We start from the raw sequence: 19857 nt of genomic DNA on the forward strand, positions 1-19857 counted from the left end.
GCCGGCACCGGCGGTCTGTGCGATGCCCCGCAGGCCGCCTCCGTTGGTCTCGCTCACCAGGCGGTCCACCGCCGCCGTGCCCGAGCTGTAGCCGGTCCCTGTGGCCGGCTCGGGCACGGCGGCTCCCCTCCTGGACGTCCCGTAGAGCACCTGTTCCAGGCCGGACACCAGGCGACGCACGTCCACCTGGGGGCGCACCACGAGCCGCAGGAAGCGACTGGAGGAACCGATCTTGTTGCCGCACTCGCGGACCAGGATCCGGTGCTCGGTGAGCATGCGGTCCCGGACCACCGTCCCCTCCGCGCCCACGGGCAGGCGTACGAAGAGGAAGTTGCCCTGCGAGGGGTAGACCGTCAGACCGGGCAGGGAGGACAGCTGCCCGGACATGTCCATACGGTCCCGGCGCACCTGGTGCAGGCTCTGCGCGTACTCGGCGCCGTGCTCCTTCAGCATGAACACCACATGCTCGGCGAAGGAGTTGAGGTTCCACTTGGGCAGCATCGAGCGCACGCGGCCCGCGAGGGCCGGGTTGGCGACCAGGTAGCCGAAGCGAACCCCGTGCAGGCCGAAGTTCTTGCCGAGGCTGCGCAGCACGATCACGTTGGGCCGCAGCATCGCCTCCTGCACCACCGACGGCTCCGCCTCAGCGTCGGCGAACTCCAGGAAGCTCTCGTCGATCACCACCAGATCGAGGTCGGCCATCGCGTCCATGAACTGCACGATCGCGTGCTTGTGCAGAAAGCCGCCGTCGGGGTTGTTCGGGTTGCAGATGACCGCGACCCGGGTGCCGCGCGCTCGGATGAACTCGGCGTACTGCGCGAGGTCGAGGGCGAAACCGCTGGACTCCTGGAGCGGGAACATGTCGACCCGCTTGCCGGTCTCCATGGGCTGGTCGGTCCAGCGGCCGAAGGTGGGGACGGGCACGGCGAGGGACTCCCGGACCAGCAGATGGTCGATCCAGGTGATCAGCTCCGTCGAGCCGTTGCCCATCGCCACGCACTGCGGCGGGAGTTGGAGCAGGCTGCACAGCTCGGCCGTGATGGTGTCGGCGCTGCTCGGGTAGTACGTGATGATGTCCCGCAGCCGGACCGCCATCTCCTCGAACATCGCCGGGGTGGGGAAGTACGGATTGCAGGGGATGCAGAAGTCCACCGGTCCGGCCCCGTCGCTCTCCCGTGCCAGCGCCGCCATCGACGGGCTGTGCGCCGCCGTGGTGCGGAACAGCGAGGTGACGTTGTCGGCCAAGGGAACCTCCGTGGGCGGCGGGCCCGCTGGGGAGGAACGGGCCCGTCATGCGTGGGTGGCCCGCGCGGGGGAGCACGGGCCACCCAGGAGTACGGAGTCGGCCGAGAAGCCGTTCAACTCATGTGAGGAAAATGTGACGGCCGTGGCTCACGAGCCGAACGCGTGAACCGTCGTCGTCCGGTACGTCTCGCCCGGCCGCAGCACCGTTGACGGGAACGACGGCTGGTTGGGCGAGTCCGGGAAGTGCTGCGTCTCCAGGCACAGCCCGTCGCCCTGCCGGTAGACGCGCCCGCCGGTGCCCACGAGGGTGCCGTCGAGGAAGTTGCCGGAGTAGAACTGCAGCCCCGGCTCGTTGGTGCTGACCCGCAGGGTCCGGCCCGAGGACGGGTCGCGCAGGGTCGCCGCGTGCTCCGGACGGTCGGTGATGCCCTTGTCGAGCACCCAGTTGTGGTCGAAGCCCTGCCCGTACAGCACCTGCTCGTGCGGGGTGCGGATGTCCCGGCCCACCGGCTTGGCCCGCCGGAAGTCGAACGGCGTGCCCGCGACCTTGGCCAGCTCGCCCGTGGGGATCAGCCCCTTGTCGACCGGCGTGAACCGCGACGCGGCGATGGACAGCTCGTGGTCGTGGATGGTGCCGCTGCCTTCGCCGGCGAGGTTCCAGTACACGTGGCTGGTGAGGTTGACGACGGTGACCTTGTCGGTGGTCGCCTCGTAGTCGATCCGCCAGTCGCCGTGCCGGGTCAGCGTGTACGTCACCGTCGCCTTCAGCGTGCCCGGGTAGCCCATCTCCCCGTCCACGCTGGTGTGGTGCAGCCGCAGCCCGACGTCCGCGCCCTCGGTGAACGGCTCGACGTCCCACACCCGCTTGTCGAAGCCCTGCGCCCCGCCGTGCAGGCTGTTCTCACCGTCGTTGACCGACAGCTGGTAGGCCGTGCCGTCCAGGGTGAAGCGGCCCTTGTCGATGCGGTTGCCGTACCGGCCGATCAGGGCGCCGAAGTACGGGCTGGAGGCGACGTAGTCCTCGAGGTTGTCGAAGCCGAGCGAGACGTTGGCGTACCGCCCGCGTCGGTCGGGGACCTCCAGCGACTGCACGATGCCGCCGTAGGACAGGACCTTCATCCGGGTCCCGCCGTTCTCCAGCGACCACCGGTACACCTTCGTACCGTCGCCGAGCTTCCCGAAGAGTTCCTTCACCGGCTTCCTGCCTCCAGAGGCGTATGCGGTGCCACCGAGGGTGGCAGCAGTGAGACCGGCGGCGGCTGCCCCGGCGATAACGGTGCGTCTGCTCAGTTCCATACGGCAGCTCCTAAAGAGGGAGTGGGACAACACCCCTAGGGGCGCGGGGCAGGGCCGATATGCGGCTCCGCCGCGTGGGCGCGACCAGCCACAACGGACCCGCAGTCACCCCACGACCGAAGCGACCTGCCCCCTATGAACCGACCTTGCGCTTGTTCCACACGTCGAACCCGACCGCCGCCAGCAACACAAGCCCCTTGATGACCTGCTGCCAGTCCGTGCCGATCCCGACGAGATTCATACCGTTGTTCAGCACACCCAGGACCAGACCGCCGATGATCGCCCCGAGCACGGTGCCGACCCCGCCGCTCATCGACGCACCGCCGATGAAGGACGCCGCGATCGCCTCCAGCTCGAAGTTCAGGCCGGCCTTGGGAGAGGCCGCGTTGAAGCGGGCGGCGAACACCAGCCCCGCCAGGGCCGCGAGCATGCCCATGTTCAGGAAGACCAGGAAGGTCACCTTCTTGTCCCGCACACCCGACAGCTTCGCCGCGGGCAGGTTGCCGCCGATGGCGTAGATGTGGCGGCCGATGACGGCGTTGCGCATCACATAGCCGAAGCCGACGAGCAGCACACCCAGGATCAGCAGCACGATCGGCGTGCCCTTGTAGCTGGCCAGCAGCAGCGTCACCGTGAGGATCGCCGCCCCGAGCGCGACCAGCTTCAGCAGGAACAGCTTGACGGGCAGCACCTCCAGCGCGAACTCCTGCTGCCGGCGCCGGTCCCGCACCTCCTGGAACACCACGAACGCGATCAGCGCGAAGCCCAGCAGCAAGGTGAGGTTGTGATAGTTGGTCTCCGGCCCGACCTCCGGCAGGAACCCGTTGGCGACCTTCTGTAGGCCCTTGGGGAACGGGCCGAGGGTCTGGCCCTCCAGGAAGATCTCCGTCAGACCGCGGAAGGTCAGCATGCCCGCCAGGGTCACGATGAACGACGGTATGCCGCCGTACGCGATGAAGAACCCTTGTATCGCGCCCGCGAGGGCGCCCACCGCCAGGCACAGCACCACGGCCACCGGCCACGGCATGTCGTTCCTGACCATGAACACCGCGGCCATCGAGCCGACGAACGCCGTCAGCGACCCCACCGACAGATCGATGTGCCCGGCGATGATCACCAGCATCATGCCGATCGCCAGGATCAGGATGTAGCTGTTCTGCAGCACCAGGTTGGAGACGTTCCGCGGCAGCAGCAGGTCACCGTCGGTCCACACCGCGAACAGCGCCACGATCAGACCGAGGGCGATCAGCATGCCGTACTGCCGCATGTTGCGGCGCATGCCGTCCAGCATCAGCCGCAGCAGGCCGTCGCCGCCGGCCGGCCCGCCCTTCCCGGCCGGCGCGGGAGCCGGCGTCTCGGCGGTCACATCCGTACTCATCGCGATACCTCTTTGTCCTTCGTCATCTGACGCATCAGCGCTTCCTGGGAGGCCTCGGCCCGCGAGAACTCACCCGTCAGCCGCCCGGCGGCCATCGTGTAGATGCGGTCGCACATGCCGAGCAGCTCGGGCAGCTCGGAGGAGATGAAGACGACCGCCTTGCCCTGGGCGGCCAGCTGGTCGATGACCGTGTAGATCTCGTACTTGGCCCCGACATCGATGCCACGCGTCGGCTCGTCGAGGATCAGCACATCGGGACCCGCGAAGATCCACTTGCTGAGGACGACCTTCTGCTGGTTGCCGCCGGACAGCTTGCCCACCGGCTCGAAGACCGTCGGCGCCTTGATGTTCATGGACTTGCGGAAGCCCTCGGCGACCTGCCGCTCCTCGTGCTCGTCCACCACGCCCCGCCGCGCGACCTTCTTCAGGGCGCTGAGGGAGATGTTGCGGTTGATGGTGTCGATGAGGTTCAGGCCGTAGTGCTTGCGGTCCTCGGTGACGTACGCGATGCCGTGCGCGACCGCCTCCGGGACGGTCTTCGTGCGGATCTCCCTGCCGTCCTTGAGGACCGTGCCCGCCGCGTACCGGCCGTAGGTGCGGCCGAAGACGCTCATGGCGAGTTCCGTGCGGCCCGCGCCCATCAGGCCCGCGATGCCGACGATCTCCCCGCGCCGGACGGTCAGCGACACGTCGTCGACGACCTTGCGCTGCTGGTCGATCGGGTGGTGCACGGTCCAGCCGCGGATCTCCAGCGCCGGGGCGGCGCCCTCCTCCGGGTGGTGCGGGGTGCGCTCCGGGAAGCGGTGCTCCAGATCGCGGCCCACCATGCCGCTGATGATCCGGTCCTCGGTGGTCTCCGGGGCCTTCACGTCCAGCGTCTCGATGGTCCGCCCGTCGCGCAGGATCGTCACCGAGTCGGCGACCCGGCGGATCTCGTTCAGCTTGTGGGAGATGATGATCGAGGTGATGCCCTGGTTCTTCAACTGCAGGATCAGGTCGAGGAGTTTGCCGCTGTCCTCGTCGTTGAGCGCCGCGGTCGGCTCGTCGAGGATGAGCAGCTTCACCTTCTTGGAGAGCGCCTTCGCGATCTCCACGAGCTGCTGCTTGCCGACGCCGATGTCGGCGACCCGGGTCTCCGGGTGCTCGTCGAGGCCGACGCGGCGCAGCAGTTCGGTGGCGTGCCTGAGCGTCTCGTTCCAGTCGATCAGGCCGCGGGTGGCGTGCTCGTTGCCGAGGAAGATGTTCTCCGCGATGGAGAGGTAGGGCACCAGGGCCAGCTCCTGGTGGATGATCACGATGCCGTGCTGCTCGCTGGCCCGGATGTCCTTGAAGTGACAGACCTCCCCCTCGAAGAGGATCTCCCCTTCGTAGGTGCCGTGCGGGTGGACGCCGGAGAGGACCTTCATCAGGGTCGACTTGCCGGCGCCGTTCTCCCCGCAGATGGCGTGGACCTCGCCCTGCCGGACGGTCAGGCTGACGTCCGACAGCGCCTTGACGCCGGGAAAGGTCTTGACGATCGAGCGCATGTCCAGGACGGGTCCCGCCATGGTCGTGCCTTCCAGTCAGTGGTGAATCGTCGGGTGGCGGCGGTTACTTGAGGTCCGACTCCTTGATGTAGCCGGAGTCGACGACGACCTTCTGGTAGTTCGCCTTGTCCACGGCGACCGGCTCCAGCAGGTAGGCGGGCACGACCTTGGCGCCGTTGTCATACGTCTTGGTGTCGTTGACCTCGGGCTTCTTGTCGTTGAGCAGCGCGTCGACCATGTTCGAGGCCACCTTGGCGAGTTCGCGGGTGTCCTTGTAGACGGTCATCGACTGCTCGTCGGCGATGATCGACTTCACCGAGGCGACCTCGGCGTCCTGGCCGGTGACGATCGGCAGCGGCTTGGCCTTGGAGCCGTAGTCGTCCGACTTCAGCGCCGACAGGATGCCGATGGAGATGCCGTCGTAGGGCGAGAGCACCGCGTCGACCCGGTCGGTCTTGTAGGCGGAGGTCAGGATGTCGTCCATGCGCTTCTGGGCGGTGCCGCCGTCCCAGCGCAGGGTGGTGACCTGGTTGAGCTCGGTCTGGCCGGACTTGACGACGAGCTGCTTCTTGTCGATGTAGGGCTGCAGGACCTTCATGGCGCCCTGGAAGAAGTAGCGGGTGTTGTTGTCGTCGTTGGAGCCGGCGAACAGCTCGATGTTGAAGGGGCCCTTCTCGCTGCCGTCCTTCAGGCCCAGCTTGTCGACGATGTAGTCGCCCTGGAGCTCGCCGACCTTCTCGTTGTCGAAGGAGGCGTAGTAGTCGACGTTCTCGGTGCCGAGGATCAGGCGGTCGTAGGAGATGACCGGGATGTCGGCGTCCTTGGCCTGCTGGAGGACGTTGTTCATCGACTTGTTGTCGATCGCGGCGACGATCAGCGCCTTGACGCCCTGCGTGATCAGGTTCTCCACCTGGGAGACCTGCTGGTCGGGGTCGTCCTCGCCGTAGACCAGCTTGGTCTTGTAGCCCTTGGACTCCAGGTCCTTCTTGACGTTGTTGCCGTCGGCGATCCAGCGCTCGGAGGACTTGGTCGGCATCGCGATGCCGATGGTCGCCCCCTCCGAGCTGCCCTTCCCCTCCTCGCTGCCGCCCTCACTGCTCTGGCCGCAGGCGGTCAGGGTGAGGGCGAGGGAGGCGGCGGTGGCTATGGCGGCGAGTGCGGCTCTGCGGTTGCGCATGGTCATCATCCTTGATGAGAGGCCGAGAAGAGATGTGTGGGATTGTGCGCGGCTGTGTCTGGTTCTGTGAAGTCCAGTTTCCGGAACGTTATGACGAGGTTCCGAACCTGCACAGGTCGCCCGGAAGCCGTGATCCGAGCGGGGCCATGTAGCCGTCCGCGCCGTGGCGGGCCAGCAGGTCCAGGGCGAGCCGGCCGCGCCGCACCCGCTCCTTCGCGGTCGCCAGCGTCAGCTCGCGCAGATGGTGGCCGTACGGGTAGATCCCGGGCGTCTTGGACAGTCCGAACTTCAGATACAGCGGCGCGCCCCGCCGGATGAGCTCGGCGACCTCGTACATCCGCACATAGCCGCCGAGGTCGTCCGGCGCCTCGATGTACATGTCCATCGGGGCGGCCGAGACGCGCCGGATCTCGGTGACATGGTCGAGCGTCAGATCGCTGGGCACATTGACCGAGTCGGCGCCGAGCCGCTCGTACACCGCGTACGCCGCCGGATTGACCGGGCCGACGAGCGCGGAGACCTTGAGAGTGGTGTCGGCCGGGATGAGCCCGGCCGTGCGCGCCCGGTGCAGCGTCCACAGCACGCCCTCGTCCGCCACGAGCAGGCACTTCACGCCCAGCTCCGTGGCCCGTACGGCGTCCTCCACGCAGCCGGCCACCGCGTCGTGGCCGCGGGCGCGCAGACCCGCGCCGCGCGAGTCCGTACGGGTCGAGCCGCCGATGTCCCAGGTGCCGCGCGGGCCGGTGAACAGGCACAGCTCGATGTCCCGTTCGGCGGTCGCCTCCACCATCTCGGTGATCTCGGCGTCGGTCAGCATCCACACACCGCTGCCCTGGCTGATCCGGTGGATCGGTACGTCCAGGCGAGAGGACTCCTTGAGCACGACGGCCAGCGCCTCGGGGCCCTCGCACGAGGGGATCTCGGTGCGCCAGCGGCCGCCGCCGGGGAAGGTGTGCGGCGAGGCGTCGGCGGGATCGGGGGCGGGGGCGCCCAGGCCGAGCGCGGAGAGCACCTGCTCACCGGGCCTGCGGGGCGCCGTGGCGGAAGGGTCGGTCACAGGGAGTCCTTCGTGGTCGTGTCGTCGATGTGCCGCGATCGGCCATGTTCGGTATGTCGGACGAGGTTCGTGGCTGCGGGTGCGCGGGTGCGCGGGTGCGCGGGTGCTGGGTGTACGCCGGTACGGAGGCCGTCAGGTCGCCCCCGTACCGGCGTACGGCTCGGGGTCGGAGCTACGGACGCAGCAGGACCTTGCCCACCTTCGGATCGCCCGACCCCACCAGCTCGATGGCGTGCGGGAACTCGGTGAGCGGCAGCTCGTGCGTGACGAGCGGCAGGGGGTCGAGGAGCCCCGCCGCGAACACGCGGACCGTGTGCGCCCAGGCGTCCGGCGGTGCGCCGAAGACGGAGTGCACCTCCAGCTGCCGTACGACCAGATCGGTGGGGTCGAGTCCGTCCGCGCCCGGGGCCGGGATGCCGGTGAGGACCAGCCGGCCGCCGCGGCGCAGCAGGGCGGCGGCGGTGCGGGCCGCGTCCGCGGAGCCGGCGGTCTCGACGACGACATCGAAGCCGCCCGGGAGATCCTCGTCCTTGGTACGGAAAGCCGTGGCGCCGAACTGGTGGGACAGGGGCTCGCGGTCGCGTCGGGTGCCTACGACCAGGAGTTCGGCGGGGGAGTTCGCCTTGAGGAACTGCACGGCGAACATGCCGAGGGTGCCCGTGCCGACCACGGCCACGCGCTCGCCGGGGCGGGCGTTCGCCTTCAGCGCCGCCGCCGCGATACAGGCGGCCGGTTCGAGGAGGGCGGCGGCGGTGAGGTCGGCGTCGTCGGGGAGGACGTGCAGGAGACGGGCCGGGAGGGTGAGCGTGGGCGCCATCGCGCCGGGCTGGGTGAAGCCGGTCTCCTCGTAGCCCGCGCCGCACAGGGTCGTCTCGCCCGCGTGACAGCGGTCGCAGACCTGGCAGTTGCGGAAGCCCTCGCCGACGACCTTGCGGTGCAGCAGGGTCGAGGGGACGCCGGGGCCGACCTTCTCGACGGTGCCGGACCACTCGTGGCCGGGGGTGAGCGGGTAACGGACGTAGCCCTCGGGGCGGTTGCCCTGGTACACCTCGCGGTCGCTGCCGCAGATGCCGGCGGCGTGCACACGGACCAGAGCCTCGCCGGGGCCCGGGTCGCGGGGGGTGTGCGGGGCGAGGCGGTGGACGCCGGGGGCCTCGATCAGGACCTGGGAACTCACTTCGTGCCCCTCGGCTTGCGCTGTTCCCAGCCCTCGGCCCACAGGTCGAAACGGGCCTGCTGCTGCGGGAACTCGGCGGCGGCGTCCACGTCCAGCTCCACGCCGAGGCCGGGGGCGTCGGAGAGGTGGAAGCAGCCGTCCTCCGGGTTCACCTGCGGGGCGCCCTTGACGACCTTCTTGATCTCCGCGTCCGCGAAGTCGTTGAAGTGCTCCAGGATCTTGAAGTTCGGGCTGGTGAAGCCGACCTGGAGGGAGGCGGCGGTGAGGACCGAGCCGCCTACGTTGTGCGGCGCGACCAGCATGTAGTGGGTCTCGGCGGTCGCGGCGAGCTTGCGGGTCTCCCAGATGCCGCCGATGTGACCGACGTCCGGCTGGATGATGTCGACGGCCTGGTTCTCGAACAGCTCGCGGAACTCGATGCGGTCGTGGATGCGTTCACCGGTGGCGATCGGCATGTCGACCTTCGCGGCGACCTTTTCGAGGGCCTTGAGGTTCTCCGGCGGGACCGGCTCCTCGAGCCAGGCCGGGTTGAAGGGGGCGAGCTCGCGGGCGAGGCGGACGGCCGTGGCGGGGGAGAAGCGGCCGTGCATCTCCAGCATCAGCTCCGCCTCGGGGCCGATGGCGTCGCGGACCGCCTCGATGAGGGAGACGGCGTACAGGGTCTGCTGGTGGTCGAGTTCGAAGTGGCCCGTGCCGAAGGGGTCGATCTTCAGGGCGCGGTAGCCGCGCTCCATCACCTGCTGGGCGGCCTTGTGATACGCCTCCGGGGTGCGCTCGGTGGTGTACCAACCGTTCGCGTACGCCTTGACCTTGTCGGTCACCCTGCCGCCGAGGAGCTGCCACACGGGGACGCCGAGCGCCTTGCCCTTGATGTCCCAGCAGGCCATCTCGACGACCGCGACACCGGACATCACGATCTCGCCGGCGCGGCCGTAGTCGCCGTACTTCATGCGCTTGACGAGGTCCTCGACGGCGAAGGGGTCGGAGCCGAGAATGTGGTTGACCTCGGCTTCCTTGAGGTAACCGAGGAGGGCGTCGGTGTGGCCGAGCATCCGGGTCTCGCCGACACCGGTGAGGCCCTCGTCGGTGTGCACCTGGACGTAGGTCAGGTTGCGCCAGGGCGTTCCGACCACGTGGGTGCTGATTCCGGTGATGCGCACGGTTGTTTGCCCCTTTGGGTGTTCGATATTTCGGCACACGTTCGAAATGCTGGCGTGACAGTAAGTCGGGGTGGTGGGGGTGTCAATGGGTCACGCGCAGAACGGTCGTCCCTACGAAACTTTCACAGCAGGGGCTAGGTGGGGGACGTGAGCGGAATCTAATCTTCCCGCGTCATGGACTACTGCCAGCCGTGCCGACGGCATCTGAATGGCGCGCTTGCCTGTCCGGGGTGTGGTGCGCCGGCGCCGGTTTCGGTTTATCCGACGGGGCCGGGGTATGAGCCGGTGCCGGATTTTGGGCGTGAGCCTGTTGTTGAGCCTGTGGCTGATGTTGAGCCGGAGCCGGAGTTGGAGCCTGAGCCCCGTGAGGGGGAGGGGCGGGCGTTCAGTCGGCGGGACCGGAAGGCGGCGGCGCATCGGCGTCGTCGTCGGCGGACAGCGATGGTGGCCGCGGGGTTTGTGCTGGCTGCCGGTGGGTTGAGTCTGGCGGAGCTGGGGATCGACGCGCCGGGGTCGTCGCCGGAGCCGGCGGCGGCGGGGGCGGACGAGACGGCGGACGGTGGAGCGGCGGAGGTGGACTCGGAGGAGTCGCCTTCGGCGGCGCGGGCGGGTGGACGCGCGGCGGAGGCGACGTCGGCTTCGCCTTCGGTGTCGGCGTCGGAGTCCGCGGAGGATGAGGAGTCGAAGAAGCCGGAGAAGGAAGCGCTGTCGGCTTCGCCGACGGTGGCGCCGGAACCGGTCCCGACGACGACGGCGCCGGCTCAGCCGCAGCCGACGGAGGCTCCGCCGGAGGCCGCACCGGAGCCGGACCCCACGACGAAGAAGCCGGACCCGAAACCGACCCCGACGGAGACGTGCGACCGCTTCCTGTGGTGGTGCACGTAGCCGCGGGTGCGGGTCCGGTGGGTGGATGCCTGCGGCGCCAGTGCGGGTCCGGTGGGGGCTTGTGTAGCGCCTACGGTGGGTGGGTGAGTCGGGGCCGGGGCGGTGGTGTCCGTCCTCGGTCTGGCGCGAAGTAGGTAACTCAACGGAGTACGGGCGCGGACGCGCCAGCCGCTGCGGGCAGACACCACCGCCCCGTCCCCTCCCCGCCGTGGGCGTCTGCGGCCCGCCCACGGTGCGCTGCGCTTGCACGCCGTACGCGTCTGCGGGCAGTCGACGTCGCTCATCCCGCGGGCAGTCGTGCCTCCCCCAGTGCCTTAAGGGCCTGGGAGGTGCCCCCAGGGCGATGGGGGTCCCCCCGCGCGAGCGAAGCCGAGAGTGGGGGAGGGTGGGCGCGGACGGCGCCCCGTTAGCGCCGGGCTGCGCGACCTGGGCCGGCCCGCACCAGCACCGGGGCGCCATGCGACCGGCGTTCACTACGACCCGGCCAGCATCCTCCGCAGCGCATCCCGCAGAGCAACCCGCTCTGCCTCCGACAACCCCGCCAACGGCTCCCGAGCGAACCGCAGTGACTCCTGCAGACTCCGCGCCACCCTCCGCCCCTCCTCCGTCGCCACCGCCACCTTCACCCGGCGGTCCGAAGGATCCGGCCGGCGTTCCACCAGACCCCGCGCCTCCAGGCGGTCCACGATCCCGGTGACATTCGACGGCTCACACTTCAGCCGCTGCGCCAGCCTCCGCATCGGCAGCGGCTCCAGCGACAGCAGGCTCAGCAACCTCGCCTGCGCCCCCGTCAGCGCATGTCCCGCCGCCGCCGACTCGTACTCCTCGTGGTAGCGGGCCACGACCGAGCCGATGAGGTCGACGACCTCCAGGGTGAGGGGATCGGGGATGCGTGATGTGGGCATGCTCTCCAGCGTACCCACTTACTTGACAGCATGAAATATTCAGGCGCATCGTTGTTTCAGGTAATGAAGTATCTGCGTGATCCGCTAGAGGAAGGCACCCCCCATGTCCGACAGCCCCGTACTCCCCGCCCGCGGCCGCGAATGGCACCTGCTGAGCCGGCCCGTCGGCTGGCCGAAGCCCGAGGACTTCGCGCTGGTCGAGGCGGAGATCCCCGCGCCCGGTGAGGGGCAGGTGCTGGTGCGGAACGCGTTCCTCTCGGTCGACCCGTACATGCGCGGGCGCATGAGCGCCGCCAAGTCCTACATCGCCCCCTTCGAGCTCGGCAAGGTCATGCAGGGTGGTGCGGTCGGCGAGGTCATCGCGTCCAACGCGGAGGGGATCGCCGTCGGCGACCACGTGCTGCACTTCTTCGGCTGGCGCGAGTACGCCGTCGTCGCCGCGAAGAACGCCGTCAAGGTGGACCCCGAGGTCGCGCCGCTGTCGGCGTACCTCGGTGTGCTCGGGATGACCGGGCTCACGGCGTATGCGGGGCTGCTGCGCACCGCCTCCTTCAAGGAGGGGGACTCGGTGTTCGTGTCCGGTGCGGCGGGGGCCGTGGGCAGTCAGGTGGGGCAGATCGCCAAGCTCAAGGGGGCTTCCCGGGTCATCGGGTCGGCCGGGTCCGACGAGAAGGTGAAGCTGCTGGTGGAGGAGTACGGGTTCGACGCCGCGTTCAACTACAAGAACGGACCGGTGAGCGAGCAGCTGCGGGCTGCCGCGCCGGACGGTGTCGATGTGTACTTCGACAATGTGGGCGGCGATCATCTGGAGGCCGCCATCGGCGCCCTCAACGAGGGTGGGCGGATCGCCGTGTGCGGGATGATCTCCGTCTACAACAACACCGAGCCGGCGCCGGGACCGCGCAACCTCGCCCGGCTCATTCAGACGCGCGGCCGGATCGAGGGCTTCCTCGTCGGGGATCACTACGACCTTCAGCCGCGGTTCGTGGAGGAGGTCGGCGGCTGGGTGCGGTCCGGGGAGCTGAAGTACCGGGAGACCGTGGTCGAGGGGATCGAGAACAACCTCGAGGCGTTCCTCGGTGTGCTGCGCGGTGACAACACCGGGAAGATGATCGTCAAGCTCTGACTGCTTCCCGGGGTTTTCGGTATGCGGTAAGTTCTTTCCGGAATCGTCGTGATCGTGGGCGCGAGTCACGGCGCACCTAGGAGGAACGCACCGTATGCCCATTACGCAGTCCGACGTCCTGTACACCGCCGTCGCCACCGCCGAGAACGGCCGGGACGGGCGGGTCGCCACCGATGACGGCAAGCTCGACGTGATCGTGAACCCGCCCAAGGAGATGGGCGGCAGCGGCACCGGCACCAACCCGGAGCAGTTGTTCGCCGCCGGATACAGCGCCTGCTTCCAGGGCGCCCTCGGCGTCGTCGCCCGCCAGGAGGGCGCCGACATCTCCGGCTCGACCGTCACCGCCAAGGTCGGCATCGGCAAGAACGACGACGGGTTCGGGATCATCGTCGAGATCGAGGCCAATATTCCGGGCGTGGACGCCGAGGTCGCTCGCGCGCTCGTCGAGAAGGCGCACCAGGTGTGCCCGTACTCCAAGGCCACGCGCGGCAACATCAGCGTCACGCTGGTCTGAGCGTGCGGTCAGGTGTGAGGGCCGCTCTCCGGGTATCGGAGGGCGGCCCTCATGTGTGCGCGACGGCCGCCCGGTGGATCGCCTGTGCCAGGCGGTCGTTCTCCGGGGCCGCGCCGGCCGGGTACGCGCAGCGGCGCCTGGTGTAGCCGTAGGCCAGGCCGCTGCGGGGGTCCGCGAAGGCCTGGGACCCCGCGGTGCCGCTGTGGCCGAAGGAGCCGGCGCCCAGGAACGGGTGCCAGGTCTCGGCGGTGGCCTGGAAGCCCAGGGCGTACGTCCGGTGCGTGCCGGCCACCAGGTCGTGGCCGGTCGCGTGCAGCTGGCCCAGCTCCGCGATCGTGTCCGGTTTCAGCAGCGGCTCCCGTTCCTCGGACGCGCTGATCGCCGCCGCGTACAGCCCCGCGAGCCCGCGCGCCGAGGCGACGCCGCCCACCGACGCCGGGCCGCGCGTGCGGATCAGCGGGTCGTTCGGGAGGGTTGCCAGGTCGGTGGGCAGGGGCGCGTTGCGGTTGTAGGCGATCGAGTTCAGGGTGTGGGGACCCCTCGGGCTCGCGTCGAGTTCGATCTGCTGGGTGGGCGTCGGGTCCAGGGGGCGGGTCGGGCGGAAGCGGGGCTCGTGGGCCGCGGGCAGGCCCAGGTGGAGGTCCAGGGCGTACGGGGTTCGTATGCGGTCCTCGTAGACCTGCTGGAGTGTGTGGCCCGTGGCGCGGCGCACGACCTCGCCGGCCAGCGCGCCGATGACCAGGGCGTGGTAGCCGAAGGCCGTGCCGGGGCGCCAGAACGGGCGCTGGTCGGCCAGGCGTTCGGCGAGGGCGCGGTCGTCGGCCAGCTCGGCGAGCGTGAAGCCGGTGTCCGTGCCGACCACGCCCGCACGGTGGGTGAGCAGGTCCCGCAGCGTGAGCATGCCCTTGCCCTCGGCGGCGAACTCCGGCCAGTAGTACGTCACCTTGCGGTCCAGCTCCAGCGTGCCGTCCTGGACGAGCACGGCGACCACCAGGAAGGCGGCCCCCTTGGTGGAGCCGTGGACGCCGTAGAGGGTGTCGGGCCCGCTCCCGGCCGACCACAGGTCGACCACTCTCCTGCCGTGCAGGTAGGCGCACAACTGGCCCTCGTAGTCCGGGCGTTCGGCCGCCACGACCGCCGCGAACTCCTCCCGTACCCCTTCGAAGCCGCCGGCCACGGTGCCATGGATCTCCTGCGTCATCCGCTACCTCCTGGGCTCTGTACACAGCGGTACGGAGGCGAGAGGCCGTTCGACTCACATATGGTTTGTCCATGCGCGATCTTGGGGTGGGTTTCGGGTATCTGCTCAGGGGCCAGCGGTGGGTGGCCCGGCACGGGAAGCAGTTCGGGTTCGGGCTGCTGCCCGGGCTGATCACCCTGGTGTTGTACGCGGCGGCGCTGGTCGGGCTGGCGCTGTGGGGCGAGGACTTCGTCGCCTGGGCGACGCCGTTCGCCGACGACTGGTCCAGCCCGTGGCTGGGGCTGTTCCGCGGTTTCCTCACCGCCGTGCTGTTCGCCCTGGGCCTGCTGCTGTCCGTGCTCACCTTCACCGCGGTGACGCTGCTCATCGGGCAGCCCTTCTACGAGAACCTGTCGGAGAAGGTCGACGAGGACGTGTCGCCCGACGGGCATGCCCCGGAGTCGGGGCTGCCGCTGTGGCGGGAGCTGTGGATCTCCGGGCGGGACAGCCTGCGGATCGTCCTGCGGGCGCTGCTCTGGGGGATGCTGCTCTTCGCGCTGGGCTTCATCCCTGTGGCGGGGCAGACGGTCGTGCCCGTGATCGGCTTCTTCGTCACCGGCTTCTTCCTCACCGAGGAGCTCACCTCCGTCGCCCTGCAGCGGCGGGGCGTCGAGCTGCGGGACCGGCTCGCTCTGCTGCGGGGCCGCAAGACGCTGGTGTGGGGCTTCGGTACGCCGCTGGCGCTGGCCTTTCTCGTTCCGCTCGTCGCCGTCTTCCTGATGCCGGGGGCGGTCGCCGGGGCCACGCTGATGGCGCGCGACCTGCTCGGTGAGGAGATCGCCGAGGACGCCGAGGAGGCGGAGGAGGAGGGGGTCGCCCCGTGACCGAGGTGCTCGCCGTCGCCGTCATCACCGTCCTGGCCGTCATCGCGCCCGGCGCCGACTTCGCCATGGTGGTGCGCAACAGCTACCTCTACGGCCGGCGGACGGGGCTGCTCGGCGCGGTCGGTGTCGCCGCCGGTGTCCTCGTGCACGTCACGTACACGATGCTCGGCGTCGGACTGCTGATCGCCTCGTCGACCTTCCTGTTCACGGTCATCAAGCTGGTCGGCGCGGCCTACCTGGTGTACATCGGCGTCCGCACCTTCCGGACCCGGGGTGAGGTCACCGTCGATCTGGAGGACAGGGGCGGGCTGACACCGTTCGCCGCGCTGCGCACCGGGTTTCTGACCAACGTGCTCAATCCGAAGACGACCCTGTTCGTCGTCTCCACGTTCGCGCAGGTCGTCAGCCCGGGCACGCCGGTCGTCCAGCAGGTGGGCTACGGGCTGTTCATGGCGCTGGCCCACCTGCTGTGGTTCGGTGTCGTCGCGGTGTTCTTCTCGCACGACCGCATGCGCACCCTGATGCTGCGCGGCCAGAAGGTCCTCAACAAGGTCATCGGATCCGCCCTGGCCAGCCTGGGCATCAGCCTCGCGTTCGCTCCGTCGCACTAGCCGACGCGGCCACGGTCACGATCGAGCGCACCTGCGCGATGATGTCGAGCCGGTTGCGCACGAACTCCGGGTCGGTGACCTCGGTCGTGTTCCCCGCGCCGAACTGCAGCACGGGCGTGTGCACATGGCCCCCTGGCAGCGTGGCGTGCAGACCGAGGCGGTCGCGCAGGAGGGTGGCCCGGTAGGCGATCTCGTTGGAGAGGTAGTCACCGCCGCCGCCCGCGCGGGCCGTCGAGCCGGGTGTGGGTCCGCCGGGGCGGACGACGGGTTCCGTGCCGCCCGCCGGGATCTCGGTCACGCTGGTGTTGTCGTAGACCGGGAAGCGGCCCGTGTGCGCGGCCGCGATGTCCGCGTACGGCAGGGTGGTCGTCGTCCACTGCGGCTGCGTGGCCGGGTCGGTGACCGGGATCGTCTCGGTGCGGGAGACGTTCTCGTTGTCCGGGAAGCCGCCCCGCCAGGCCCCGTTGGTGCGCTCCACGTCGAAGCGGCCGACCCGGCCCTGGCTGACCGTGGTGAACAGGTCCACGCGCGGCAGATACGGCCGCAGCGTCCGCTCCACGGTCCCTTCGGCGAAGTCCCGCCAGCGCACCGGGAACATGGCCGTCTCGATACGCGCCGGCCCTTGCGCCGTCTCCACCACGGTGCCGTCGAGGGCGAGCGCGGTGGCGCCGGACGGGTTGGAGATCCGGATGTCCCGGTCCAGGGTGAACGGGTCGAATCCGGTGAGCAGGACGCGGCGCATGCCGTCGCCGTGCGGGTAGCGGAGGGTGCTCTGCCCGCGCGAGGTGCGCTCCAACTCCTCGATCAGACGCGACCGCTGCTCGTCCGTGAGCCCGAAGCGCGGCTCCCACGTGCGTACTTCACGCGTCATGCTCAGCCGCGCCCAGTACAGCGGCCGGTCGTCGTCCCGGCTGAGGTCCCCGCCCGCCGGACCCCGCCCCTGCGCCCGCGCGACCGCCCGGCGCCACAGCTCCGTCCCCTCCCGTACGACGAGCCGGCGGGCCTCGGCGTAGGACGGCGCGCGGTCCAGCGCCCGCGTGAACTCCCGTGTCACCGCGTCGAATCCGGAGCGCCGCAGGATCTCCTGCGGGGCGGCTCGGTCCAGGCGCTGTTCCTCGACGGTGGGGGAGGGCGCGGCCGGCCGGGCGGCGGCGGTCGTGGGGGCGGTGAGCGAGGTCAGCAGGGCCAGGCCGAGCACACCGATGCCAACGCGCACGGATATCACGTCAGTTGGGCCTTCCGTCGTCGTGGGGTACGTACCGGAGGCCCGCAGTATGTCAGTCGCCCGGCTCCCCGAGCAGGGTCAGGAAGTCACGGAAGGCGCCGGGCATGTCCACCGACTCGGGGTCGAGCAGCCACTGGTACTGGAGCCCGTCCAGCAGGGCCACCAGCAGCGGCGCGGCCCGCTCCGGGGTCAGGCCGCTCGGGAGACGGTCGCCGTACTCGGCGCGCAGCACCTCCGCCATCCCGGCGCGGACCTGGACGTAGCGCTCGGTGAAGTACGCCCGCGCCGGATGTCCCTCGGTGACACTCTCGCCGAGCAGGGCGGAGAAGGTCTGGATGATGCCGGGGCGCATCGCGTTGTACTCGACGAGCGAGGCCAGCAGGTCCAGCCGGAACTGATGGGCGGGCAGCGCGTCCCAGCGGTCGCGTTCCTCCAGGACGGCGACGAGCAGCGCCTCCTTGGTGGGGAAGTAGTGCAGCAGCCCCTGCTGGGTGAGCCCGACCCGCTCCGCGACCGCCGCCAGACTCGCCGCCCGGTAACCGCGCTCGGCGATCACCTCCAGGGCGGCCTGCACGATCTCCGCACGCCGCGCCTCGCTCCTGGCCCTGGTCGTCATGCCGTCACCGTACGGCATTCCAGGACGGCCCATGTTACGCGTGCATAACGAAACCTACCGCCTCACTGTGGACATGTGTGTGAAGGGTTCGTACGGAGTCCCGGCCAGGACGCCGATCCCGGGCCGCGGGCCCCTGGCGGCGATTAACGTCGGAGCCCCGGGGGCATCCCCTGAGCAGCCCCGGTCCGGGACCCTGACCCCGGGCCGGGGCTCAGGGACGCGGCGGCTGCTTCGCCGTCACCGTGCGGTACGCGATCTCTGCGAGCCGCGCCTGGCCGTCGATGCTGGGGTGGAACCAGTCCCAGCGGCTCAATTGCGCCGTCCCGAAGCGGTACGCGTGCACCGCGCCGCCGTCGAAGCGGCACCGCCGGTCCTTCGCGCAGACCTCCGCCAGCACCTCGTTGTAGTCCTCCACCCGCTGGGCGACCGTCTCGCGCCGCGTGGTCGCCGCCGCGTCCAGCGCGTCCGGGTCGCCCAGCATCGACGGGCAGATGCCGAGCTTCCACACCTGCTTGCCCAGCGCACTGGTCCGCCCCTGCGACCACAGCCGCTTCAGATCGGGCACGCTCGCCACGTACACCTGCGCCTTGGGCAGCGCCTCGCGCAGCGTGCGCATCGCCTCCTCGAAGTCCGCGCGGAAGTCCGCCACCGGTGTCATCGCCGAGGTGCTCGCCCGGCAGGCGTCGTTCGCCCCGGCCATCACCGCCACCAGCTGCGGATCGCGCCGCACCGCCCGGGCCATCTGCGCGGGCAGATCCGCCATCCGCGCCCCGGTCACCGCGTAGTTCCAGCTCCGCTCGGCCGCCCCCGCCTTCCCCAGCAGCCGCACCGCCAGCGAGTCCACCCGCTCACTGCTGCCCGTCGCCCACGACACCTCCGGACAGTCCGTCAGCACCGCACAGGCATCAAAACCCCGCGTGATGGAGTCACCCACCGCCGCCACCGACGCCGGGCTGGTGTCCCACACCGGCGTCGGCTTCGGCGAGGGCCTGCCCCGCTTCGCCTCCGTACCCGACGGGGCCGGCGCGTCCCCGCCGACGGCATCGCAGCCCGCCACGCCCAGCACACCGGCCGTCAGCGCGGCGAGCACGGCCGCCCACGAGCGGCGCCTCCGCGTCCCCTGGTGCACTTCCGTCGCCTCCCCGCGCGTCGTGACATCACCGTCCCCCACCCATGAACAACGCACAGGGGTTCCCGCGCGACCGCAGGGAACGTCCCGCACCCGTACAAGCGTCCTGCCGGGTGAATGGTGAAAGTTTCCCGGCACCGGGACCGACGGTACGTCACACTCCTTGCGCCGCCGCAGGGTAGCCTCGCCATCAACGTGGCCTGCCCGGCCACCACCGTCCGCCCGTTGTCAAGATGTCCCGCTCAGCCCGGAGGTTCCGGTGACGACACGTGGAGTTCTGTACGTGCACTCCGCGCCGCGCGCGCTGTGCCCGCACGTCGAGTGGGCCGTCGCCGGGGTGCTCGGCACGCGCGTGAGCCTGGACTGGATCCGCCAGCCCGCCGCCCCCGGCACCTGGCGCGCGGAGTTCTCCTGGCAGGGCCAGCCCGGCACCGCCTCCAAACTCGCCTCCGCCCTGCGCGGCTGGCATCTGCTCCGCTTCGAGGTCACCGCCGAGCCGTCCCCCAGCGCCGAGGGCGAGCGCTACAGCTGCACCCCCGACCTCGGCATCTTCCACGCGGTCACGGGCATCCATGGCGACATCCTCATCCCCGAGGACCGCCTCCGCGCAGCACTGCAACGCTCCAGGACCGACGAAACAGACCTGGAAGCGGAGATCGCCCGCCTCCTCGGCAAGCCCTGGGACGACGAACTGGAACCCTTCCGCTACGCAGGCGAGGGAGCCCCGGTCCGCTGGTTGCACCAGGTGGTCTGACAGCCCCTCCTC

At 70.1% G+C, this 19857-nt stretch carries 19 protein-coding genes; 6 read left to right on the top strand and 13 right to left on the bottom strand.

What is annotated here, in order from left to right; translation table 11 throughout:
* The 8 genes from N4P33_RS06755 to N4P33_RS06790 form a co-directional block, all read right to left on the bottom strand.
* Positions 1–1245 (bottom strand): histidinol-phosphate transaminase (locus tag N4P33_RS06755; protein ID WP_260825357.1); only part of this gene is annotated, 1245 nt, incomplete at its 3' end.
* Positions 1246–1392: 147 nt separating this feature from the next.
* Complete coding sequence (locus tag N4P33_RS06760; RefSeq protein ID WP_260825358.1) at positions 1393–2541, bottom strand: aldose epimerase family protein; 1149 nt, start codon at positions 2539–2541, stop codon at positions 1393–1395.
* Positions 2542–2674: 133 nt separating this feature from the next.
* Positions 2675–3919: a multiple monosaccharide ABC transporter permease gene (mmsB, locus tag N4P33_RS06765; protein WP_260825359.1), complete on the bottom strand. Its 1245-nt coding sequence runs from the start codon at positions 3917–3919 to the stop codon at positions 2675–2677.
* Positions 3916–5466 carry a multiple monosaccharide ABC transporter ATP-binding protein gene (gene mmsA / locus N4P33_RS06770; protein WP_260825361.1) on the bottom strand — a complete coding sequence of 517 codons (1551 nt, stop codon included), beginning with the start codon at positions 5464–5466 and terminating at the stop codon, positions 3916–3918. Before mmsA ends, mmsB begins: the two co-directional genes overlap by 4 nt.
* 43 nt (positions 5467–5509) lie before the next feature.
* Positions 5510–6622, bottom strand: a complete 1113-nt coding sequence (gene chvE, locus N4P33_RS06775; protein ID WP_399028824.1) for a multiple monosaccharide ABC transporter substrate-binding protein — start codon at positions 6620–6622, stop codon at positions 5510–5512.
* 88 nt (positions 6623–6710) lie between these two features.
* The gene (locus tag N4P33_RS06780; RefSeq protein WP_260825363.1) at positions 6711–7679 is read right to left on the bottom strand and encodes a hypothetical protein; all 969 of its coding nucleotides are present in this window, start codon (positions 7677–7679) and stop codon (positions 6711–6713) included.
* 172 nt (positions 7680–7851) lie between these two features.
* Positions 7852–8856, bottom strand: a complete 1005-nt coding sequence (locus tag N4P33_RS06785; RefSeq protein WP_260825364.1) for a zinc-binding dehydrogenase — start codon at positions 8854–8856, stop codon at positions 7852–7854.
* Positions 8853–10016 (bottom strand): mandelate racemase/muconate lactonizing enzyme family protein, encoded by a 1164-nt coding sequence (locus N4P33_RS06790; RefSeq protein ID WP_260825366.1) that lies wholly within the window; start codon positions 10014–10016, stop codon positions 8853–8855. The genes N4P33_RS06785 and N4P33_RS06790 overlap by 4 nt, the downstream gene beginning before the upstream one ends.
* 459 nt (positions 10017–10475) lie before the next feature.
* On the opposite strand from N4P33_RS06790, the gene N4P33_RS35535 reads away from it, so the two are divergent.
* Positions 10476–10901 (top strand): hypothetical protein, encoded by a 426-nt coding sequence (locus N4P33_RS35535; RefSeq protein ID WP_313904464.1) that lies wholly within the window; start codon positions 10476–10478, stop codon positions 10899–10901.
* A gap of 473 nt (positions 10902–11374) precedes the next feature.
* Here N4P33_RS35535 and N4P33_RS06800 read toward each other — a convergent pair whose 3' ends face one another.
* Entirely contained in the window at positions 11375–11806 is a 432-nt protein-coding gene (locus N4P33_RS06800; protein ID WP_260825370.1) for a MarR family winged helix-turn-helix transcriptional regulator, read from the bottom strand.
* Between the two features lie 103 nt (positions 11807–11909).
* Here N4P33_RS06800 and N4P33_RS06805 point away from each other — a divergent pair, with 103 nt between their 5' ends.
* Positions 11910–12932: an NADP-dependent oxidoreductase gene (locus N4P33_RS06805; RefSeq protein WP_260825372.1), complete on the top strand. Its 1023-nt coding sequence runs from the start codon at positions 11910–11912 to the stop codon at positions 12930–12932.
* A 94-nt stretch (positions 12933–13026) separates the two neighbouring features.
* Complete coding sequence (locus tag N4P33_RS06810) at positions 13027–13446, top strand: organic hydroperoxide resistance protein (RefSeq protein ID WP_260825374.1); 420 nt, start codon at positions 13027–13029, stop codon at positions 13444–13446.
* A gap of 49 nt (positions 13447–13495) precedes the next feature.
* Here the strand turns inward: N4P33_RS06810 and N4P33_RS06815 are convergent, their stop codons facing one another.
* Positions 13496–14647 (bottom strand): serine hydrolase domain-containing protein, encoded by a 1152-nt coding sequence (locus tag N4P33_RS06815; protein ID WP_260825376.1) that lies wholly within the window; start codon positions 14645–14647, stop codon positions 13496–13498.
* A 71-nt stretch (positions 14648–14718) separates the two neighbouring features.
* Here N4P33_RS06815 and N4P33_RS06820 point away from each other — a divergent pair, with 71 nt between their 5' ends.
* Both N4P33_RS06820 and N4P33_RS06825 read left to right on the top strand, forming a co-directional pair.
* Positions 14719–15510 carry an EI24 domain-containing protein gene (locus N4P33_RS06820; protein ID WP_260825378.1) on the top strand — a complete coding sequence of 264 codons (792 nt, stop codon included), beginning with the start codon at positions 14719–14721 and terminating at the stop codon, positions 15508–15510.
* Complete coding sequence (locus N4P33_RS06825) at positions 15507–16121, top strand: LysE family translocator (protein ID WP_260825380.1); 615 nt, start codon at positions 15507–15509, stop codon at positions 16119–16121. The genes N4P33_RS06820 and N4P33_RS06825 overlap by 4 nt, the downstream gene beginning before the upstream one ends.
* Here N4P33_RS06825 and N4P33_RS06830 read toward each other — a convergent pair.
* From N4P33_RS06830 to N4P33_RS06840, 3 genes are all read right to left on the bottom strand, one after another.
* A complete protein-coding gene (locus tag N4P33_RS06830; protein WP_260825381.1) occupies positions 16093–17346 on the bottom strand; it encodes a pyroglutamyl peptidase in 1254 nt (417 codons plus the stop codon). The two genes, N4P33_RS06825 and N4P33_RS06830, sit on opposite strands and share 29 nt — an antisense overlap.
* A gap of 52 nt (positions 17347–17398) precedes the next feature.
* Positions 17399–17980, bottom strand: coding sequence for a TetR/AcrR family transcriptional regulator (locus N4P33_RS06835; RefSeq protein WP_260825382.1), 582 nt, complete (start codon positions 17978–17980; stop codon positions 17399–17401).
* Positions 17981–18173: 193 nt separating this feature from the next.
* The gene (locus tag N4P33_RS06840) at positions 18174–19091 is read right to left on the bottom strand and encodes an SGNH/GDSL hydrolase family protein (protein ID WP_260825383.1); all 918 of its coding nucleotides are present in this window, start codon (positions 19089–19091) and stop codon (positions 18174–18176) included.
* Between the two features lie 259 nt (positions 19092–19350).
* Here N4P33_RS06840 and N4P33_RS06845 point away from each other — a divergent pair, with 259 nt between their 5' ends.
* Positions 19351–19845: a DUF3145 domain-containing protein gene (locus tag N4P33_RS06845; protein ID WP_260825384.1), complete on the top strand. Its 495-nt coding sequence runs from the start codon at positions 19351–19353 to the stop codon at positions 19843–19845.
* Positions 19846–19857: the final 12 nt, after the last annotated feature.

Origin of the sequence: Streptomyces sp. 15-116A (assembly GCF_025290915.1) — a bacterium.
In the GTDB taxonomy this organism is placed as follows: Bacteria; Actinomycetota; Actinomycetes; order Streptomycetales; family Streptomycetaceae; genus Streptomyces.

Bases quoted from the DNA above. Each gene is read 5' to 3' on its own strand.
- N4P33_RS06760 (WP_260825358.1), bottom strand. From the start codon at position 2,541: ATGGAACTGAGCAGACGCACCGTTATCGCCGGGGCAGCCGCCGCCGGT.
- mmsB (WP_260825359.1), bottom strand. From the start codon at position 3,919: ATGAGTACGGATGTGACCGCCGAGACGCCGGCTCCCGCGCCGGCCGGG.
- mmsA (WP_260825361.1), bottom strand. From the start codon at position 5,466: ATGGCGGGACCCGTCCTGGACATGCGCTCGATCGTCAAGACCTTTCCC.
- chvE (WP_399028824.1), bottom strand. From the start codon at position 6,622: ATGCGCAACCGCAGAGCCGCACTCGCCGCCATAGCCACCGCCGCCTCC.
- N4P33_RS06800 (WP_260825370.1), bottom strand. From the start codon at position 11,806: ATGCCCACATCACGCATCCCCGATCCCCTCACCCTGGAGGTCGTCGAC.
- N4P33_RS06805 (WP_260825372.1), top strand. From the start codon at position 11,910: ATGTCCGACAGCCCCGTACTCCCCGCCCGCGGCCGCGAATGGCACCTG.
- N4P33_RS06810 (WP_260825374.1), top strand. From the start codon at position 13,027: ATGCCCATTACGCAGTCCGACGTCCTGTACACCGCCGTCGCCACCGCC.
- N4P33_RS06815 (WP_260825376.1), bottom strand. From the start codon at position 14,647: ATGACGCAGGAGATCCATGGCACCGTGGCCGGCGGCTTCGAAGGGGTA.
- N4P33_RS06820 (WP_260825378.1), top strand. From the start codon at position 14,719: ATGCGCGATCTTGGGGTGGGTTTCGGGTATCTGCTCAGGGGCCAGCGG.
- N4P33_RS06835 (WP_260825382.1), bottom strand. From the start codon at position 17,980: ATGCCGTACGGTGACGGCATGACGACCAGGGCCAGGAGCGAGGCGCGG.